The sequence below is a fragment of the Phenylobacterium composti DSM 19425 genome (assembly GCF_059568645.1).
Map to the genome: position 1 here is coordinate 1 of NZ_JCANTT010000006.1, position 18,373 is coordinate 18,373.

An 18,373-nucleotide genomic window follows, 5' to 3' on the forward strand; every position below is an offset into this window, starting at 1 on the left:
CGCGCCACGGCGAGCCCGTCCGCAACACATAGAAGATCCCGTTGATCACCCGCCGATCGTCCACCCGGGCCACCCCGCGCGGCTTGTTCGGCAAAAGCGGATCGATCAGCCGCCACTCCGTCTCGCTCAGATCGTAGCGCGCCATTTCAAGGCTCCTTTCGGAAGCCTTGAATCAAGCGTCGCCCCAGCCAGCAAGCTTTATGAGTTCAGAACCTAGGCCGCGCTCCTTGACGCCAATAATGATAACTATCATCATTAAGTCGAGATCGGGAGCGAGACCATGCGGATCAGCAAGGCGCAGGCGCAGGAAAACCGGCTGCGGGCCCTGGCGGCGGCCTCCGAGCTGTTCCGGGCGCGAGGGTTCGACGGGGTCTCGATCGCCGACGTGATGCAGCAGGCCGGGCTGACCCACGGCGGCTTCTACAACCACTTCAAGTCCAAGGAGGATCTGGCGGCGCAGGCCCTGGCCGACGCCTGGGCCGCCGTGGCCGAGCGCCGGCGGAAGGCCGCGGACCTGGCAGACCTACTTCGCGCCTATCTGTCGCCTGCGGCCCGGGCCAACCCGGGCAAAGCCTGTCCGGCCGCCGCCCTCGCAGGAGATGTGGGGCGCCAGTCGCCGCCGGTGCGGGAGGCGTTCGCGGCCGGGCTGGAAGGCATGATTGACGAGATCGCGGCCCGTCTGGACGGCGATCCTGCCGCCCGACGCGCCCGGGCCGTGGCCCTGACCACCCGCATGGTGGGCGCCCTGATGCTGTCGCGGGCCGCGCCCGAGGGTCATCCGCTGGCGGACGAGCTGCTGACGGCCAACCTGACCGCGGCGCTGGAGGAGATCAGCCGTGGCTGAGCCGCGACCGGCCCGGGAGCCCCTCCGCGGGGCGCGCAGGCCGCGGGAGCCTAGTTCCACCCACGAGAGAGGGAGACGGCCATGCCGCTCTGGAAGATCTATCATCCTGAAGGCGTCTTCAGTCCCGAGGACAAGCAGCAGATCGCTGAGCGGATCACGGGCATCTATCAAAACCTGCCGAGGTTCTATGTCGGCGTGGTCTTCCAGGCGGTGCCGAGCCATTCATTCTTCATCGGCGGAGAGCCGGCCGACGACTTCGTCCGCATCTGGGTGGATCACATCGCCCGGCAGTTCGACAGCGAGACGATGAAAGCCCGCTTCCTCGCCGCGGTCGGGAGACAACTCGCCCCCTACATCGACGAGCGCGGACTGCGGTGGGAGATGCATGTGGACGAGACGCCCTTCAGCCTCTGGACCATTCAGGGCCTTCGCCCGCCGCTTCCCGACACCGAGGCCGAGCAGCGCTGGCGGGCCGAGAACCGGCCCTCGCCCTATGAACTGGCCGACGCCTGAGCCGCACGGCTCTCCCTAGTTCGAGTAGCCGAGCGGGGAGGGCCGACGCCGGGGAAGGCTTCGCCCCGGGCCAAGCCTCGCATAACATCGCTGCGGGGTATTGGGGGCCTTGGGTGCGTTGAGACAGCTTTTCGAGACCGTCGCGCTGCGTCTGAGCGTGGTGGTCTGGACGTTCGGCTACGTCCTCGTGGAGATCGCGGTCATCGCCCAGGGGCGGGCGCTGCCGGGACAGATGTTCCTCGCGAACCTGCCGCTGCTGGTGCTGGGCGTGGTCCAGTCCATGCTGCTGGCCTCGCTGCTGGCGCGGCTGAGCGGGCGGCCGGGTCATGTGACCTGGCCGCTGATGGCGGCGGCGGCGGTGGTCGCCGGTGTGATCCAGACCGCCGCCGACGACATGTGGCTGCGGCTGGTGTCGCTCACCCTGGTTCCGGCCTGGCAGTCCTGGGCGGTCCCCTGGCTGCCCGCGCAGCTGTTCCTGATGCTGATCATCTACACTTGGACAATGGGGCTCAGCGTGGCCCTGGCCTGGGCGGCGCGGGCGTCCGATCAGGTGCGGCTGAACGAGGCCCGGGCTGCCGCCTTCGAGGCCGCCGCCGCCCGGGCCGAGGCCGCGGCCCTGCGGCTGCAGCTCAACCCGCATTTTCTGTTCAACACCCTTAACAGCATCGCCAGCCTCGTGGTGCGCAACCGGCAGGCCGAAGCCGAGGAGATGATTGGCCGGCTGGCCGATTTCCTGCGCGCCTCGCTGGCCGGCAATCCCACGGCCCTCGTGCCGCTGCCGCAGGAACTGGAAACCATCGCGGCCTATCTCGACATCGAGCGCACGCGCTTCGGCCCGCGGCTCGAGGTGGAGATCGAGGTGGCCCCCGCCGTGGCCCACATGGAGGTGCCGAACTTCCTGCTGCAGCCGCTGGTGGAGAACGCCATCAAGCACGGCGTCGCTCGCCACCGGCGCCCTACGACCATCCAGATCCGCGCCTACCCGGACGGCGAGGCGGTCGTGCTCAGCGTCGTGAACCGGGCCGATCCGACGTCGCCCGAGCGGATGGTAGATGCGCCTGCGGCGACGACGGCCTCGGCCGAACGCAAGGGGATCGGTCTCGCCAACACCCGTCAGCGCCTGGCCACTCAGTATGGCGCGGCCGCGCGGCTGGACACCTGCGCCCTGGCTGACGGCTATCGCGTGGACATCCGCCTGCCCGCCGGCGCGGAGAGGCAGCCGGCATGAAGGCGGTGGTGGTCGATGACGAGCCGCTGGCGCGGGACCTGCTCTGCGCCCTGCTCGCCGAGATGCCGGACGTCGAGGTGGTGGGCGACGCCGGGGACGGCGCCGGCGGGCTTGCCGTCGTCCGCGAGACCGGCGCCGACCTGGTGTTCCTCGACATCGACATGCCCGGCCTGAATGGAGTGCTCGCCGCGGCCGAGATCCGGCGCGCGGGCGTGGAGGTGATCTTCGTAACCGCCCATGAGGGGCATGCGGTGGAGGCGTTCGAGCTGGACGCCGCCGACTATCTGATGAAGCCGGTGCGGCGCCTCCGGCTGGCCGCCGCCGTGGAGCGGGCCCGCCAGCGCCTCGCCACCCGCGCCCCGCCGCCGCCTGGGTCAGGCGAGGAGGACGCGCTCTGGGTCCCCCTCGCGCAGGGAGCGGCCAGGATCGCGCTCCGGGAGGTGGTGCGGGTGGAGGCCGCGGGGGACTATGTGGACCTGCACACGGCCCAGCGCGCGTACCTCTACCGGGCGACCATGGGGGCATTGCAGCCGAGGCTGGAGGCGGCGGGCCTGCTGCGAGTCCACCGCTCGGCGTTCATTCGGCCGGACGATCTGCAGGCGATCCGGCAAAGCGGTCGCCGCCTGACGCTCCGGCTGGAGAGCGGCGCGGAGATTCCGGTGGGGCCGAACTATCGCGCCGCCGTCCTGTCCGCGCTGAAGGCGCGGCCGCTCTAGGCTCCCATCTGCAAATTCGTCGCGCGGATCGACGTGTTCGTCGCGCGCACAGCGGCTTCATCGCGCGCGGCGCCGGCCTTGCGGAATGACCCCTGGCAGTCCGCTTCCCGCCGGTGGAATGCGGCCTTGAGGGACATATCCGAGACGACCTGGGGAGGCGCTCATGACCAAGCAACTCAAACTCGCGGCCGCCGCCGTGCTGGCCGCTGCGGCGGTCCTGCCGGCTCCGGCCATGGCTGCCGGCTGCAACGGCGTGGTCAACATCGTGGTGTGGGGCTGCGCCCCCTGGGACAACAACAACGGCCCGCAATACCCCTACTACCGGAAGAAGCAGATGAACCTCCGGGTGCCCGCCGGAAGTCGCATCAACGTCAAGGATGGCCATGCGACGGTGACGGTGAACGGCGTGACCTATCCGGTGGTGGGCGGCGCCCAGGCGGTGGCCGGCGGCGGCGGGAATGTCGTCGCGGTCGGGGGCGGCAATGTGGTGGCCGCCGGCGGCCTGAACCTGCAGGTCTGGAGCCAGAACTAGGGCCGGGGGCGAAGCGGGAGAACGCATCGCATGCGCCGCATCATCATCGCCGCGCTCTCGGTGGCGGTTTTGGCCGGCGGGGCCGCTGCCCAGGTCGATCCGTTCAACCTCGCCCGCAATCGCCTGCAGTCCTACCAGAACGCCGAGGCTCTCGAGATCATCGATAGCGGCAGCTCGACGTGAACATGCAGACCTCCGAGGGCTTCTCCCTGCTGCACTATGCGGCCGGGGCGGGGAACCTCGAGATGGTGAAGGCCCTGATCGCCCGAGGCGCCGATCCGACGCTCAAGTCGGAATCCGGCGTCACCCCCTACCAGATGGCGATCGGGACCCTGGTCCAGGCCGAAATTCGCAAAGCGATGAACGCCTGGACCGGAGGGGCGGCCGGCGCCGCGAACGCCGCGCCGGCGGTCCCGGCCGCCTCTACCGCCCCAGTAGGCTCGGTCGCCAAGGCGGCGGCCCAGGCCTCGGCGGCCCAATCCTCGGCGGGGCGGGCGGGCCAGGGTGGCGGCCTGTGCGCGATGGTCCGCGCCGAACGCGTCAACGATGGGCGATCCCCCGCCGAACGGCCGTTCCTGAAGGCGAAGGATGCGGTCTGGTACAACCACCGCGACGAACTGGTCGGGCTGATCGAGGACTGCGTGAACGTCGATCAGCAGGACGCAGCCGGCTGGACGCTGCTGCATCACGCCGCCCAGCGGGATCGGGTGGCCCTGGCCCGGATCCTGGTCGAGCATGGCGCCAGTCCCACGGTCCGCAAAAAGGACGGCGAGACCCCGGCGCATCTGGCGACCTCGCCCGAGATGACGGCCCTGCTCGGCCCGGCTCCGGCGAAGACCCAGGCGGCCAGCGGAACCACCCAGGCCTCGGCGCAGCGCAAGCTGGAATGCCGCCAGAAGTACGAGGCCGACGCCGCCCTGGCGACCGATTCCACGGGCCGCATGAGCGCCATGCGGCGCTGGCAGACGTGCCTCGATACCGGGCTCTACTGGTAGCGGCGCTATCTGGTGCGGGGTAGTCTCCGGCCGCCCGCTCAACCCCTGGAGGTCCGTGGTCCTCGTCCCGGTGTCGCAGGCGGAGCCTTGCGCGTCCGCATTGGTGATCGCCAGTCACCGGGTGGAGCCCTATTCACACCTTGGCGCCCGATGCCCCCTCGGCTGCTATCGGCCAAAAGGAGACGCGGGAATGAAGACGACGCGGCGGATGCTGGTGGCCATGGCGGGTGCGATGGCCCTGGCTGCAGGCGGTGCGGGTTGGGCGGCTGAGCGGCAGGTCGCCGATCTGGTCCTCGTCAACGGCAAGGTCATCACGGTCGACCCGAAGGACACCATCGCCAAGGGCGTGGCGGTCAAGGGCAACCGCATCGTGGCCGTGGGCGATGTCTCGGCCTGGAAGGGCCCCAAGACCCAGGTGATCGACCTGAAGGGCCGTCCGCTGCTGCCGGGCTTCATCGACGCTCACTCGCACGTCGCCGGCATGGCCAATGTCGAGGCCCACTACATCAACATCCAGGTCCCGCCGCTCAAGGACGGACAGGCGGTGATCGCCAAGCTGAAGGCCGAGGCGGCGAAGCTGCCCGCGGGGGCGTGGCTGGTGGGGCAGGGCACCTACAACCAGGTGATGCCCACCCGCGAGGAACTTGATGCGGCCTTCCCCGACAATCCGGTGCGGCTGATCTGGAGCGCCCACGACTCCCTGATCAACCACAAGGCCGCCCAGGTCATGGGGATGACCAAGGACTTCCCCGATCCGCCGCCGGGCGAGCCGGGCCGCTATGAGCGCACGGCCGATGGTGAGGTGGCGATCATCCGCGACGCGCCCGCTCCGTGGCCGAAGAACATGACGCCGGCCTTCACCTATCCGGAGAAGAAGGAGGCGCTGCGCTACATCCTTGAGGACTTCTACCTCAAGCGCGGGGTCACCACCGTCTCGGACATGTCGGACCTGGAGTCCTACAAGGCCTTCGGCGAGCTCAAGGCCGAGGGGCGCCTGCCCACCCGCGTTCGTATGAACATCTTCGTGCCGAAGACGGGCATCGGCGACAGCAATCTGGCGAGCGTCACTGGCGCCTCGCCGATCCAGCAGCTGGAACAGCTGGGCATCAAGCCGAACGCCGGCGACGACTGGCTGCGCTACGGCGGGGTGAAGTTCATTCAGGACGGCGTCTGGGGCACCACCGCGGCGGTCTACAAGCCGTTCTGGAACGGCTCGGGCACCACCTGGGTCCCCAACAACACGGGCGGCACGAGCTACAACCAGGACGAGCTGAACAAGCTTGTCCTCGACGCCTACAAGGCCGGCTGGCAGGTGATGATTCACGCCAACGGCGACCGGGCCCACGACATGGTGCTCAACGCCTATGAAGCGGCCAAGGCCGCCGCGGGCCGCCCGGACGACCGTCTGCGCATCGAGCACTTCGGCCACTTCCTGGTGCAGGACCCGGAGCGCACCGAGGCGCGCCTGCAGCGCATGGCGAAGCTCAACGTCATCCCCTCGCCGCAGGTGGCCTTCCTGTGGCGCCTCACCGACGTGAATGTCCGTGAGCCGGACGTGAAGTTCTTCCCGATGAAGACGCTGATCGGCCTCGGCTTCCGCCCGCCGGGCGGGGTGGACACCGTCGGCACCCAGAACTTCGCCACCTATCCGCTGTTCAGCATCGCCCGGGCGGTGAACCGTGACACCAAGTACGGCACGGTGACCCAGCCGGAGGAAGCCATCAGCGTCATGGACGGCATCCGGATGTTCACCATCTGGAGCGCCGAGGCCAACTTCATGGAAAAGGACTTCGGCAGCATCGAGGTGGGCAAGGTCGCTGACCTCGTGGTCCTGGGCGAAGACCCGCTGACCGCGCCGAAGGAAAAGCTGGCCGAGATCCCGGTCGACATGACCATCGTCGACGGCAAGGTGGCCTACACCCGTTGATGCATCCTGCGGGCTTGGTGACCTGCGGTCACCGAGTCCGTTGCAGTTCACACCTAGTCGGCGCTACGGCCCTCCGTTGGAATTCCCGTTCCAAGGGAGGGCATGGCGCATGCAGATGACTAAGCGCATTTTCGTGTCGATGGCCGGGGCCGTGGCTCTGGCCTGGGCGGGGGCCGCCGCCGCCGCGGAACAGGTGGCCGACCTCGTCTTCGTGAACGGCAAGGTCATCACCGTCGATCCGAAGGACACCATCGCCAGCGCCGTGGCGGTGAAGGGCAACCGCATCGTGGCCGTGGGCGACGTCTCGGCCTGGCAGGGGCCGAACACCCAGGTCATCGATCTGAAGGGCCGGCCGCTGTTGCCCGGCTTCATCGACGCCCACTCGCACGTCGAAGGCATGGCCGGCGTCGAGGCCCACTACATCAAGGTTCAGGCGCCGCCGCTGAAGGACGGCAAGGCGATCATCGCCGAGCTGAAGAAGGCCCAGGCCAAGCTGCCGCCGGGCGCCTGGCTGATCGGCCAGGGCACCTACAACCAGGTGATGCCCACCCGGGCCGAGCTGGACAAGGCGTTCCCCGACAATCCGGTGCGGTTGATCTGGAGCGCCCACGACTCCCTGATCAACCACAAGGCCGCCGAGGTCATGGGGATGACCAAGGACTTCCCCGACCCGCCGCCCGGCCACTCGGGCCGCTATGAGCGCCTGCCCAACGGCGAAATCTACATCATCCGCGACGCCCCGGCGCCGTGGCCGGCCCAGGCCGAGTTCACCTATCCCGAGCTGAAGGAGGCGGTCCGCGACATCCTCGAGGACTTCTATCTAAAGAAGGGCGTCACCGCCGTTTCGGACATGTCCTCGCCGCTGGCCTACCGCGCCATGCAGGAGCTGCGGAAGGAGGGCCGCCTGCCCACCCGCGTGCGCCTCTACTACCGCCTGCGCGAGCCCAAGCTGGGCGATGCTCTAGAGACCGCCGGCCTGACTTCGGAGCTCGGCGACGACTGGCTGCGGCTGGGCGGTGTGAAGATCAGCCTCGACGGCGTGTGGGGCACCACCGCGGCGGTCTACAAGCCGTTCTGGAAGGGCTCGGGCACCACCTGGCTGCCGAACAACACCGGCGGCACGGCCTATGACCAGGACGAGCTGAACCGGATGGTCCTGCGCGCCCATCAGTCCGGCTGGCAGGTGCTGATCCACGCCAACGGCGACCGGGCCCAGGACATGGCCCTCGACGCCTTCGAGGCGGCCCAGGCGGCCGCTCCGCGCAAGGACGCCCGCCACCGGATCGAACACTTCGGCCACTTCCTGGTGCAGGACCCCGAGCGCACCGACGCGCGGCTTGAGCGGATGAAGCGCGGCGGGATCATCCCCTCGCCGCAGGTGGCCTTCCTGTGGCGCCTCACCGACGTGAACGTCCGCGAGCCGGACGTGAAGTTCTTCCCGATGAAGACGCTCCTAGACCGCGGCTTCCGCCCGCCGGGCGGGGTGGACACCATCGGCACCCAGAACTTCGCCACCTATCCGATGTTCGGCATCGCCCGGGCGGTGAACCGCGACACCAAGTACGGCACGGTGACCCAGCCGGAGGAAGCCATCAGCGTCATGGACGGCATCCGGATGTTCACCATCTGGAGCGCCGAGGCCAACTTCATGGAAAAGGACTTCGGCAGCATCGAGGTGGGCAAGGTCGCCGACTTCGTGGTCCTGGCCGAGGACCCGCTGACCGCCCCCAAGGCGAAGCTGGCCGACATCCCCGTCGACATGACCATCATCGACGGCAAGGTGGCCTACGCCCGCTGAGGCGCACCCGGCCGTCGGTGACCGACGGTCACCAGCCAGACCGCGGTTCACACCTTGGCGTGGCTGCGCCCCTCGGCTGGAATTCAGGCTCCAAGGAGAGCGGGCGGCCGGGGCCGAAAGGTCCGGCCGCCTTTCCCCATCCGAACCAACCCATGGCCGGCCGGCTCCGCAGGACGGAGCCCCGGCGCCGCGGAGATTTCGCAGTGCGCACCATCCTGCATCACATCAACGGCGTGGCCGTCGACGGCGGCGCCAGCCGCCAGCCGGTCTTTGATCCCAACGTTGGCCGGCCCCAGGCCGAGGTGGTTCTGGGCGACGCGAGCGTGGTCGAGGCGGCGGTGGCGGCGGCCAAGGCGGCCCAACCGGCCTGGGCGGCGATGAACCCGCAACGCCGGGCGCGGGTGATGTTTGAGTTCAAGCGCCTGATCGAGGCCGAGATCGATGAACTGGCGGCCCTGCTCGCCTCCGAGCACGGCAAGGTCATCTCGGACGCCAAGGGCGACATCCAGCGCGGCCTCGACGTGGTGGAGTTCGTCTGCGGCCTGCCGCACCTGCAGAAGGGCGAGCACACCTTCGGCGCCGGCCCCGGCATCGACGTCTATTCCCTGCGCCAGCCGCTGGGCGTCGTGGCGGGGATCACCCCCTTTAACTTCCCGGCCATGATCCCGCTGTGGATGCTGGCTCCGGCCATCGCCGTGGGCAACGCCTTCGTCCTGAAGCCGTCCGAGCGTGACCCGTCGGTGCCGGTCCGCCTCGCCGAACTGCTGCTCCAGGCGGGCGCGCCCAAGGGCATCCTCAATGTGGTGCAGGGCGACAAGGTGGTGGTCGACGCGATCCTCGACCATCCCGACATCAAGGCGGTGAGCTTCGTCGGCTCGTCCGACATCGCCCAGTACGTCTACGGTCGCGGCGCCGCCGCCGGGAAGCGCATGCAGTGCATGGGCGGGGCGAAGAACCACGGCATCGTCATGCCGGACGCCGACTTCGACCAGGCGGTGAACGACATCCTGGGCGCCGCCTACGGCTCGGCCGGCGAGCGCTGCATGGCCCTGCCGGTGGTGGTGCCGGTGGGCGAGCGCGCGGCCACCGAACTGCGTGGCCGTCTGGTCGAGGCCATCGCCGGCCTGCGCGTCGGCGTCTCCACCGATCCGGCCGCCCACTACGGCCCGGTCGTCAGCGCCGCCCACAAGGCGCGGATCGAGAGCTACATCCAGATGGGCGTGGACGAAGGCGCCGAGCTGGTCATCGACGGCCGCGGCTTCAGCCTGCAGGGCCATGAGGAAGGCTTCTTCCTCGGGCCGACGCTGTTCGACCGGGTGACCCCCGACATGCGCAGCTATCAGGACGAGATCTTCGGCCCTGTGCTGCAGATCGTCCGCGCCGACAGCCTGAAGGAAGCCGTGGGCTTGGCCTCCAAGCACCAGTACGGCAATGGCGTGGCCATCTTCACCAAGGACGGCGGCGCGGCCCGCGACTTCGCCAGCGAGGTCGAGGTGGGCATGGTCGGGATCAACGTGCCGATCCCGGTGCCGGTCTCGTACCACACCTTCGGCGGCTGGAAGCGGTCGGGCTTCGGCGACCTCAACCAGTACGGGATGGACGGCATCCGCTTCTACACGCGGACCAAGACCGTCACCCAGCGCTGGCCGAAGGGCGGCCCGGCCATCGACCAGAGCTTCGTCATCCCGACGATGTCGTGACGCTGGTTCCGGCCCCCTTCCGTCGCCTGCGACGAGCTGCGCTTTGACAAGTCCGGTCGTTCTCCCGAGGTTGGGCGCGGTCGAATCGGTCGAGAGCGTCATGGCGAAGGAAGGCAAGGGATCCGGAGCCGAGGTGCGGGCGTCGCCTGTCCGACGCCTGATGCCTCCGTTCGCCGCGCTCCGCGCCTTCGAGGCCGTGGGCCGTCTCGGCGGTATCCGCCGGGCGGCCCAGGAGCTGGGCGTCGACCACGCCGCCATCAGCCGACACCTGCGGGGCCTGGAGGCCTGGGCGGGGGTGAAGCTCGTCGACCGCGACCAGGGCGGCCGGCTCACCCCCGAGGGCGCCAAGTACCTCTCGCGCATCTCTGCGGCGATGGAGGAGATCAGCCGGGCCACCATCGACCTCACCCGCCGCGGCGACGACAGCCGCCTGGTGATCTGGAGCGTTCCGGGCTTCGCCTACCGCTGGCTGATCCGGCGGCTGCCCGACTTCAATATCGCCCATCCGGGTTTCGACCTGGAGGTCCGGCCCACCGACCACGCGCCGGACTTCGGCCGCCACGAGGCCGACGCCGACATCCGCTACATCCGCGACGCCGCCCCCGAGACGGACGGCGAGATCCAGACCTTCCAGATTTCCCGGCCGCCGGTGTTCCCGGCCGCCTCGCCGCAGGTGGCGGCCCGGATCGGGCCGGGCGCGCCCGTGTCCCGGCTGCTCTCGGAAACCCTGCTCCACGAGGACGACGACACCGAGTGGCGCATGTGGCTCAACGCCCGGGGCGTCGAGACGCCGCCCGAGCGCCTGGGCGGTCCGCGCCTGTGGCACGCCCACCTGACCCTCGATGCGGCCCGGCGCGGGCAGGGCGTGGTGCTGACCAACGCCCTCCTGGCGGGCGACGAGCTGGCGTCGGGCGAGCTCGTGGAGCTGCCCCTCGAACCCAGCGGGCCCGAGATCCGTTTCGGCGCCTATGTGTTCCGGGCGCGCAAGGACCGCTGGCGCGACCCGGGCGTCATCAAGTTCCGCCGCTGGCTCGAACAGGCGGCGGCCCGCGACGCCGCGGCCGAGTTTTCATGATATCCGTGCAACACCCGGTCCTGCTGATCGCCTGCGAAGGCGTGGACACCGCCGCCTGGTTCGAAGCCCTGACGGCCGCCGCGCCGGATGTGGAGCTGCGGGTCTGGCCCGACGCCGGCGATCCGGCCTCGGTGGACTTCGGCCTCGCCTGGGGCAACCCCCCGGGCTTCTGGCGCGGCTTCCCAAACCTGCGGGCCATCTTCTCCCTCGGCGCGGGGGTCGACCGGCTGCTGGCGGACAAGGATCTGCCGGACGTGCCGGTCGTCCGGATGACCGATCCCAGCCTCACCGAGGCGATGGTCGAATTCGTGATGATGCGGACCCTGCATCACCACCGGCTGGTTCACCTCTACGAACGCCAGCAGGCCGCTGCCGTGTGGGCGCCGGTGCGGCCGCCGCTCGCCCGCCGGCGGACGGTGGGCGTGATGGGCCTGGGCGTCCTTGGGGGGGCCTGCGCCCAGGCGCTGGCGGGGCTGGGCTTCAAGGTCCGCGGCTGGTCGCGCAGCCCGCGCACCCTGGAGGGCGTGGAGACTTTCCATGGGCCGGACGGACTTGCTCGTTTCGCGGACGGCTGCGAGATCCTGGTCTGCGTCCTGCCCCTGACGCCCGAGACCGAGGGCGTTCTGAACGCCGAGCTGTTCGGCCGCCTGGCGCCCCAGGCCTGCCTGATCCAGGTGGGACGCGGAGCCCAACTCGTCGACGCCGACCTTCTGGCGGCCCTGGACAGCGGCCAGATCGCCGCCGCCACCCTCGACGTCTTCCATGTGGAGCCGTTGCCGGGCGACCATCCGTTCTGGACGCATCCCGGCGTGCGGGTGATCCCGCACGCGGCGGCCTTCACCTATCCCGAAACCGCCGCCTACGTGCTGGCCGCCAACCTCCGGCGGCTGGTGGCGGGCGAGCCCGTGGCCGACATCGTCGACGTCAGCGCCGGCTACTGAGCGCCGGCCTAGTGTTCATGGTCATGCCCTTCGTAGCGGTCGGCCTCCGCATGCGCCGCTTCCAGCGCCGCGCGCAGGCGCTCGCGCAGGTCGGGATGGGCGGGATTGTGGCCATAGACGAAGCTCGGCCTCTGCCAGTCTTCGACGGCGCCGCTCAGCCGGGCCACCAGATCGCCCTCGCCGTTCAGGGCGTAGGTGATGGTGAGGCCCTTGTAGCTCCGCGACCACTGGTCGGGGCCGAAGGCGGCGGTGGAGACCACGTCCGGCGCGCTCACATTGATGTGTTCGCCGGCGCCGTTGGCGAACCGGTAGCGGTCGATCGTCTGGCCCGCGATGTGAACTTCAACCACGCCATCCTCGGGTGCGGTGAATTCCATCGGGACGGGCTCGGCCTGGGCGTCCGGAATCACGAAGGTGCGGCCCACCAGCTGCGAGAGCAGGCCCGCCTCGGCGGCGTGAACCGGAGCGGCGAGGGCCAGCATCAAGGCGAGGGCGGCGATCAGGCGGGACATGCGACCACCCATCCAGGCGGGCGCGCTCAGGTCAACAGCCGGCCGGTGCGGCCGTATCAAAGAGGCGCTCCCAGGTCTCCAGGGTGGTGACCCAAAGTCAACGTTTCCGCTCTGTTTCTCACCTCCCATGGCTCTCGAAAGGCGGAGAAGGTCACGCCACGCAAAAAAGGGGGCGGCTTCGGCTGCCGCGTGAGCCGTAGCGTCTCGCGCTAGGTTCGTTTGAAGGGGATAGTAAGTCATGGGGATGCAGGTTTCGCGACGCAGTCGCTTGCTGGTGAGCGTGGCCGGTGCGGCCGCGGCCTTCGCCTGGGCGAACGTCGCGGCGGCCGACGAGGCGACGCAAGTCGACGAGATCGTCATCACCGCCACCAAGCAGGCGGTGCAACTGAGCAAGGCGCCGATCAGCGTCAGCGCCTATAGCCAGGAAGCTCTGGACGCCAAGGGCATCCGCGACGTCCGCGACGTCGCGCTGCAGACCCCGGGCGTGGACATTCCGCAGGATCGTACCCAGCGGATCGCCATCCGCGGCATCGAATCGACGGCCGGCGCGGCCACGGCGGCGGTGTACATCGACGACACCCCGATCCAGGCCCGTAACGCCTCGATCAACTACGCCGGCTCGACCGTGCCCTACATCTTCGACCTCGAGCGCATCGAAGTGCTGCGCGGTCCGCAGGGCACCCTGTTCGGCTCGAGCTCGCAGGGCGGCGCCATCCGCTTCATCACGCCTACCCCGAGCCTGACCAACTACAGCGTCTATGCTCGCGCCCGGGCCAGCATCGTCGATGACGGCGATCCGAGCTACGAAGCCGGCGTGGCCGTCGGCGGCCCGATCGTCGAAGGCAAGTTGGGCTTCCGCGTCAGCTTCCTGCAGCGCGAAGAAGGCGGCTGGATCGACCGTCAGAGCTGGCAGGATCCGAACGACCGCGAGGCCAACAGCAACTCGACCCACGCGTCGATCTTCCGCGGCGCCCTGAACTTCGCGCCGAACGACTGGCTGAACATCCAGCCCAGCCTCTACTATCAGAACGTCAAGCAGGACGACCGCTCGTCGCTCTACACCGTCTGCCCGGCGGCCATCCCGCTGGCCCCGACGGTCAATCCGTGCCCGCTCGGCGTGGCTGATCCGGACGCTGGCGACTTCACCAGCTACGCGCCGTTCGCCCAGCCGCAAAGCGACCGCTTCATCCTGCCGGCCATGAAGATCACCGCCGATTTCGATCCGGTGACCGTGACCGCGGTGAGCTCGTATCTGTACCGCAAGGTGAACTCGGTCAACGACGCGACCCACGTCAACGACCGCACCTCGCTGGGCGCGAACTGGCTGTTCCCGATCATCCCGGGCATGCAGCCGCAGACCTATCAGAACCCGGTCGCCCAACAGCGCCTGGCCACCCACGAGCTGCGCTTCAACAGCAACAACCCGGATTCCCGCATCCGCTGGACCGCCGGCGTCTACGCTTCTCGCGCCTCGCTGAAGTCGGAAGTGCCGATCACCTCGGCGCACTACCCGCTCGCCTATCAGATGCGCTTCGGGACCCCGCTGGCCGCCGCCCCCTACATGGTTGACGGCATCCACCGGTACTACGGCCAGGAAAACACCATCGAGAAGACCCTCGCGGTGTTCGGCAACATCGACTTCGAGATCATCCCCGACCTGACCCTCAGCGTCGGCGGCCGTTACTCGAAGGACACCCTGAAGTTCGACATCGTCGAGCGCGGCGTCTCCTACACCGGCGGCATCTCCACCGCGGCCGGCAAGCTGAGCGCAAAGCCGTTCACCCCGCGGATCGCCCTGTCGTGGCAGCAAAGCAACGACACGCTGATCTACGGCTCGTTCGCCAAGGGCTACCGCACCGGCGGCGTGAACAAGGCCGTGCCGGACATCTGCGAGGCCGACCTGGCCAAGCTCGGCATCGACGGCGGCAACACCTACGACTCGGACAAGACCAAGACCTACGAGATCGGCGTGAAGAGCGCCTTCCTCGACCGTCGCGTCTCGTTCCAGGCCTCGCTGTTCCACACCAAGTGGACTGACATCCAGCAGCAGATGCGCCTGCCCTGCGCCTTCAGCCTGGTGGCCAACACCGCCTCGGCGATCTCGAAGGGCGGCGACCTGAACGTGACCGTGCGTCCGACCAGCGCCCTGACGCTGAACGCGGCCGTCGGCTACACCGACGCCTACTACAACGACACCATCATCGTCGGCACCTCGCCGCTGGTGTTCAAGGGCCAGACCCTGGGCGCCACGCCGTGGACCTTCAACCTATCGGCGGACTACGCCTTCGAGGTGGCCGGCCGTGACGCGTTCGTCCGCGGTCAGTGGAGCTCGAAGAGCGCCAACGACGGACCGTTCCCGTTCCAGAACCCGACCTCGTCGGTCTATGACCCGACTCGCCTCGTGGGCAGCTACGCGACCAGCCAGCTCGACCTGCGCGCCGGCATCGACGTGACCTCCGAGGTGACCCTGGAGCTCTACGTCGAGAACGCTCTGAACAACGTCTCCTGGACCACCAACGCGCCGATCTACCAAGCCGGCCCGCTGTGGACCGGTCAGACCATCAAGCCGCGCGTGATCGGCATCCAGGCGACGGCCCGGTACTGATCACCGCAGGAGCGGTCCTTCCTCCCCACCGCTCTAAAGGAAAGGCGCTCCTCGTGAGCGCCTTTTCGATTCCTGGGGGTGCGCGCGGCTCGGCGAGGTGACTGCAGGTCACCGACCTGGGCCGCGTTATCGCCTGTGTCGCGGCGCCCCTATCCGCAAAGCTGACGTCACATCTCCGCAACCCGAGAGTCATCGTCTTGTCCGCCAACGCTCAACTTCACGCCCGCCGGTCCGCCGCCGTTCCCCGGGGTGTCGCGAACGCGACCTCGATCTATGCCGCTCGCGCTGAGAACGCGGAGCTGTGGGATGAGGAGGGGCGCCGCTACGTTGACTTTGCTGGCGGCATCGCGGTCCTCAACGTCGGCCACCGCCATCCGAAGGTCATCGAGGCCGTTCAGCGCCAGCTCGACGCCTACACCCACACGGCCTTCCAGATCGTGCCGTACGCCCCCTACATCGAGCTCGCGGAGCGCCTGAACGCGCTGGCGCCGATCGAAGGGCCGGCCAAGACCATCTTCTTCACCACCGGCGCCGAGGCGGTGGAAAACACCGTGAAGATCGCCCGCGCCGCCACCGGCCGCAGCGCGGTGATCGCCTTCGTCAACGGCTTCCACGGCCGCACCCAGCTGACCATGGGCCTCACCGGCAAGGTCGCGCCGTACAAGCGCGCCTTCGGCCCGGCTCCGGCCGAGGTCTATCACGTGCCGTTCCCGAGCGAGCGCTACGGCGTCACCGTCGAGGACAGCCTGCGAGCCCTGCAGTTCCTGTTCTCCGCCGACGTGGGCCCCGACCGCGTGGCCGCCATCATCGTCGAGCCCGTGCAGGGCGAGGGCGGCTTCAATCCGGTCCCCGGCGAGCTGATGGTGGCCCTGCGCGAAACCTGCGACGCCCACGGCATCCTGCTGATCGCCGACGAAGTGCAGACCGGCTTCGCCCGTACGGGCAAGCTGTTCGCCATGGAGCACTATCCGGTGAAGCCCGACCTGATGTCGGTGGCCAAGTCGATGGCCGGCGGCTTCCCGCTGTCGGGCGTCATCGGCCGCGCCGACATCATGGACCAGGTGGAGCCGGGCGGCCTCGGCGGCACCTACGGCGGCTCGCCGATCGCCTGCGCCGCCGGCCTGGCGGTGCTGGACGTCATCACCGAGGAGAAGCTGCTGGAGCGGGCCAATGTGCTCGGGGAGCGCATCAAGGCGCGCCTGCAGAGCTTCGCTACCCGCAATGACCTCATCCCGGTGTCCGCGCCCCGCGGCCCCGGCGCCATGATCGCCTTCGACGTGCTGGCCTCGCGCGGCGGCAATGAGCCCGACGGCGCCGGCGCCAAGGCGCTGATCGCCCGGGCGCTGGAGAAGGGTCTGGTGATCCTCTCCTGCGGCCAGTTCGGCGAGACCATCCGCATCCTCGTGCCGCTGACCGCTTCGGACGCGGTCATTGACGAGGGCCTAGACATTCTCGAAGCGGCCCTGGCCGCGCCGGAGGCGTAAGCATGCCGTCGGTGACGGAAGAGCGGGCGCGCCTGGCGCTCGCCCGCCCGGACCTGCTGCGCGAGCAGGCCTACATCGGCGGGCGCTGGGTCGGCGACGTCGGCGGGTTCGAGGTGACCAATCCGGCCACCGGCCGCCTGCTGGCGACGCCCGCCAGCCTCGGCTCGGCCGAGGCCGAGGCGGCGGTGGCCGCGGCCTATGAGGCCTTCCCGGCGTGGAGCGCCCGTCCGGCCAAGGAACGGGCGGCCATCCTCAAGGCCTGGCACAAGCTGATCCTCGACAACGCCGAGGATTTGGCCCGGCTGATGACCGCCGAGCAGGGCAAGCCCCTGGCCGAGGCCAAGGGCGAGGTCGCCTATGCGGCCTCGTTCATCGAGTGGTTCGCCGAGGAGGCGCGCCGGCTTTACGGCGTGACCATCCCGGGCCACCTGGCCGACAAGCGCCTGGTGGTGACCCACGAGCCCGTGGGGGTTGTCGGGGCCATCACGCCCTGGAATTTTCCGGCTGCCATGATCACCCGTAAGGTGGGGCCGGCGCTGGCCGTGGGCTGCACCGTGGTCCTGAAGCCCTCCGAGCTCACCCCGCTCTCGGCGCTCGCCCTGGCGGTGCTGGCCGAGGAGGCGGGCGTGCCGCCCGGCGTCTTCAACGTGGTCATGGGCGACTCGCCGGCCATCGGCGAGGTGCTGACCACCGACCCGCGGGTCCGCAAGTTCACGTTCACCGGCTCGACCGCGGTGGGCAAGATGCTGGCCGCCCGCTGCGCCGGCACCGTCAAGCGGGTCAGCCTGGAACTGGGCGGCAATGCGCCGTTCCTCGTGTTCGACGACGCCGACCTGGACAAGGCGGTGGCGGGCGCGATCGCCTCCAAGTTCCGCAACACCGGCCAGACCTGCGTCTGCGCCAACCGCTTCTATGTGCAGGCCGGCGTCTATGACGCCTTCGCCGCCAAGCTGGCCGAGGCGGTCTCGGCCATGCGGGTGGGCGATGGTCTGGCCGGGCCGACCGAGCAGGGGCCGCTCATCGACGAGCGCGCCCGGGCCAAGGTCTCGGCCCATGTGGCCGACGCCCTCGACGGCGGCGCCCGGGCCCTCACCGGCGGCGCGCCCCTGGACGGCCCCGGCGCTTTCTACCAGCCCACCGTCCTTGCCGACGTGGCGCCGGACGCGCTGCTGTGCCGCGAGGAGACGTTCGGTCCCGTGGCCGGTCTGGTCCGTTTCGAAACCGAGGCGGAAGCCATCGCCATGGCCAACAACACCTCGGCCGGTCTCGCCGCCTACGTCTTCACCCGCGACAATTCACGCGTCTGGCGCGTGGGCGGGGCGCTGCAGTACGGAATGGTCGGGATCAATACGGGCCTGATCTCCACCGAGGTCGCGCCCTTCGGCGGCGTCAAGGAGTCGGGCCTGGGACGGGAAGGTTCGCTGTTCGGCGTGCGCGACTACGTGGACACCAAGACGCTCTGCCTCGAGGTCGAGCCCGGATGATGAGCGGGGGCTGGGGGTC

Annotated in this window: 17 protein-coding genes; 15 read left to right on the forward strand and 2 right to left on the reverse strand. The window is 69.4% G+C overall.

Annotation, left to right across the window (positions count from 1 at the left end):
• On the reverse strand, window positions 1-145 hold a 145-nt coding region (locus BO64_RS02525), incomplete at its 3' end, for a transposase (protein WP_496401730.1).
• A gap of 135 nt (window positions 146-280) precedes the next feature.
• On the opposite strand from BO64_RS02525, the gene BO64_RS02530 reads away from it, so the two are divergent.
• The 12 genes from BO64_RS02530 (at window position 281) to BO64_RS02585 (ending at window position 12,269) form a co-directional block, all read left to right on the forward strand.
• Complete coding sequence (locus tag BO64_RS02530) at window positions 281-844, forward strand: TetR/AcrR family transcriptional regulator (RefSeq protein ID WP_496401700.1); 564 nt, start codon at window positions 281-283, stop codon at window positions 842-844.
• An 81-nt stretch (window positions 845-925) separates the two neighbouring features.
• Window positions 926-1,357 carry a tautomerase family protein gene (locus tag BO64_RS02535; protein WP_496401701.1) on the forward strand — a complete coding sequence of 144 codons (432 nt, stop codon included), beginning with the start codon at window positions 926-928 and terminating at the stop codon, window positions 1,355-1,357.
• 118 nt (window positions 1,358-1,475) lie between these two features.
• The gene (locus BO64_RS02540) at window positions 1,476-2,585 is read left to right on the forward strand and encodes a sensor histidine kinase (RefSeq protein ID WP_496401702.1); all 1,110 of its coding nucleotides are present in this window, start codon (window positions 1,476-1,478) and stop codon (window positions 2,583-2,585) included.
• Entirely contained in the window at window positions 2,582-3,301 is a 720-nt protein-coding gene (locus BO64_RS02545; RefSeq protein WP_496401703.1) for a LytR/AlgR family response regulator transcription factor, read from the forward strand. Before BO64_RS02540 ends, BO64_RS02545 begins: the two co-directional genes overlap by 4 nt.
• 163 nt (window positions 3,302-3,464) lie before the next feature.
• Window positions 3,465-3,833, forward strand: coding sequence for a hypothetical protein (locus tag BO64_RS02550; RefSeq protein WP_496401704.1), 369 nt, complete (start codon window positions 3,465-3,467; stop codon window positions 3,831-3,833).
• A gap of 30 nt (window positions 3,834-3,863) precedes the next feature.
• Complete coding sequence (locus tag BO64_RS02555; protein WP_496401705.1) at window positions 3,864-4,016, forward strand: hypothetical protein; 153 nt, start codon at window positions 3,864-3,866, stop codon at window positions 4,014-4,016.
• A 2-nt stretch (window positions 4,017-4,018) separates the two neighbouring features.
• Complete coding sequence (locus tag BO64_RS02560; RefSeq protein WP_496401731.1) at window positions 4,019-4,828, forward strand: ankyrin repeat domain-containing protein; 810 nt, start codon at window positions 4,019-4,021, stop codon at window positions 4,826-4,828.
• Window positions 4,829-5,018: 190 nt separating this feature from the next.
• On the forward strand, window positions 5,019-6,755 hold the full coding sequence (locus BO64_RS02565; protein WP_496401706.1) for an amidohydrolase: 1,737 nt from the start codon (window positions 5,019-5,021) through the stop codon (window positions 6,753-6,755).
• Between the two features lie 109 nt (window positions 6,756-6,864).
• A complete protein-coding gene (locus BO64_RS02570) occupies window positions 6,865-8,553 on the forward strand; it encodes an amidohydrolase (RefSeq protein ID WP_496401707.1) in 1,689 nt (562 codons plus the stop codon).
• Between the two features lie 152 nt (window positions 8,554-8,705).
• Window positions 8,706-10,253 (forward strand): CoA-acylating methylmalonate-semialdehyde dehydrogenase, encoded by a 1,548-nt coding sequence (locus BO64_RS02575; protein WP_496401708.1) that lies wholly within the window; start codon window positions 8,706-8,708, stop codon window positions 10,251-10,253.
• 160 nt (window positions 10,254-10,413) lie between these two features.
• Window positions 10,414-11,328: a LysR substrate-binding domain-containing protein gene (locus tag BO64_RS02580; protein ID WP_496401709.1), complete on the forward strand. Its 915-nt coding sequence runs from the start codon at window positions 10,414-10,416 to the stop codon at window positions 11,326-11,328.
• On the forward strand, window positions 11,325-12,269 hold the full coding sequence (locus BO64_RS02585; RefSeq protein ID WP_496401710.1) for a 2-hydroxyacid dehydrogenase: 945 nt from the start codon (window positions 11,325-11,327) through the stop codon (window positions 12,267-12,269). Before BO64_RS02580 ends, BO64_RS02585 begins: the two co-directional genes overlap by 4 nt.
• An 8-nt stretch (window positions 12,270-12,277) precedes the next feature.
• Here the strand turns inward: BO64_RS02585 and BO64_RS02590 are convergent, their stop codons facing one another.
• Complete coding sequence (locus BO64_RS02590; protein ID WP_496401711.1) at window positions 12,278-12,781, reverse strand: hypothetical protein; 504 nt, start codon at window positions 12,779-12,781, stop codon at window positions 12,278-12,280.
• A gap of 238 nt (window positions 12,782-13,019) precedes the next feature.
• On the opposite strand from BO64_RS02590, the gene BO64_RS02595 reads away from it, so the two are divergent.
• The 3 genes from BO64_RS02595 (at window position 13,020) to BO64_RS02605 (ending at window position 18,354) form a co-directional block, all read left to right on the forward strand.
• Complete coding sequence (locus BO64_RS02595; RefSeq protein ID WP_496401712.1) at window positions 13,020-15,386, forward strand: TonB-dependent receptor; 2,367 nt, start codon at window positions 13,020-13,022, stop codon at window positions 15,384-15,386.
• A 197-nt stretch (window positions 15,387-15,583) separates the two neighbouring features.
• On the forward strand, window positions 15,584-16,870 hold the full coding sequence (gene gabT, locus BO64_RS02600) for a 4-aminobutyrate--2-oxoglutarate transaminase (protein ID WP_496401713.1): 1,287 nt from the start codon (window positions 15,584-15,586) through the stop codon (window positions 16,868-16,870).
• A 2-nt stretch (window positions 16,871-16,872) separates the two neighbouring features.
• A complete protein-coding gene (locus BO64_RS02605) occupies window positions 16,873-18,354 on the forward strand; it encodes an NAD-dependent succinate-semialdehyde dehydrogenase (RefSeq protein WP_496401714.1) in 1,482 nt (493 codons plus the stop codon).
• Window positions 18,355-18,373: the final 19 nt, after the last annotated feature.

Coding starts and splice junctions, on each gene's coding strand:
- BO64_RS02590 (WP_496401711.1), bottom strand. CDS start 12,781: ATGTCCCGCCTGATCGCCGCCCTCGCCTTGATGCTGGCCCTCGCCGCT.
- BO64_RS02550 (WP_496401704.1), top strand. CDS start 3,465: ATGACCAAGCAACTCAAACTCGCGGCCGCCGCCGTGCTGGCCGCTGCG.
- BO64_RS02560 (WP_496401731.1), top strand. CDS start 4,019: ATGCAGACCTCCGAGGGCTTCTCCCTGCTGCACTATGCGGCCGGGGCG.
- BO64_RS02580 (WP_496401709.1), top strand. CDS start 10,414: ATGCCTCCGTTCGCCGCGCTCCGCGCCTTCGAGGCCGTGGGCCGTCTC.
- BO64_RS02565 (WP_496401706.1), top strand. CDS start 5,019: ATGAAGACGACGCGGCGGATGCTGGTGGCCATGGCGGGTGCGATGGCC.
- BO64_RS02585 (WP_496401710.1), top strand. CDS start 11,325: ATGATATCCGTGCAACACCCGGTCCTGCTGATCGCCTGCGAAGGCGTG.
- BO64_RS02555 (WP_496401705.1), top strand. CDS start 3,864: ATGCGCCGCATCATCATCGCCGCGCTCTCGGTGGCGGTTTTGGCCGGC.
- BO64_RS02545 (WP_496401703.1), top strand. CDS start 2,582: ATGAAGGCGGTGGTGGTCGATGACGAGCCGCTGGCGCGGGACCTGCTC.
- BO64_RS02595 (WP_496401712.1), top strand. CDS start 13,020: ATGGGGATGCAGGTTTCGCGACGCAGTCGCTTGCTGGTGAGCGTGGCC.
- BO64_RS02605 (WP_496401714.1), top strand. CDS start 16,873: ATGCCGTCGGTGACGGAAGAGCGGGCGCGCCTGGCGCTCGCCCGCCCG.
- BO64_RS02575 (WP_496401708.1), top strand. CDS start 8,706: ATGGCCGGCCGGCTCCGCAGGACGGAGCCCCGGCGCCGCGGAGATTTC.
- BO64_RS02535 (WP_496401701.1), top strand. CDS start 926: ATGCCGCTCTGGAAGATCTATCATCCTGAAGGCGTCTTCAGTCCCGAG.
- BO64_RS02530 (WP_496401700.1), top strand. CDS start 281: ATGCGGATCAGCAAGGCGCAGGCGCAGGAAAACCGGCTGCGGGCCCTG.
- BO64_RS02570 (WP_496401707.1), top strand. CDS start 6,865: ATGCAGATGACTAAGCGCATTTTCGTGTCGATGGCCGGGGCCGTGGCT.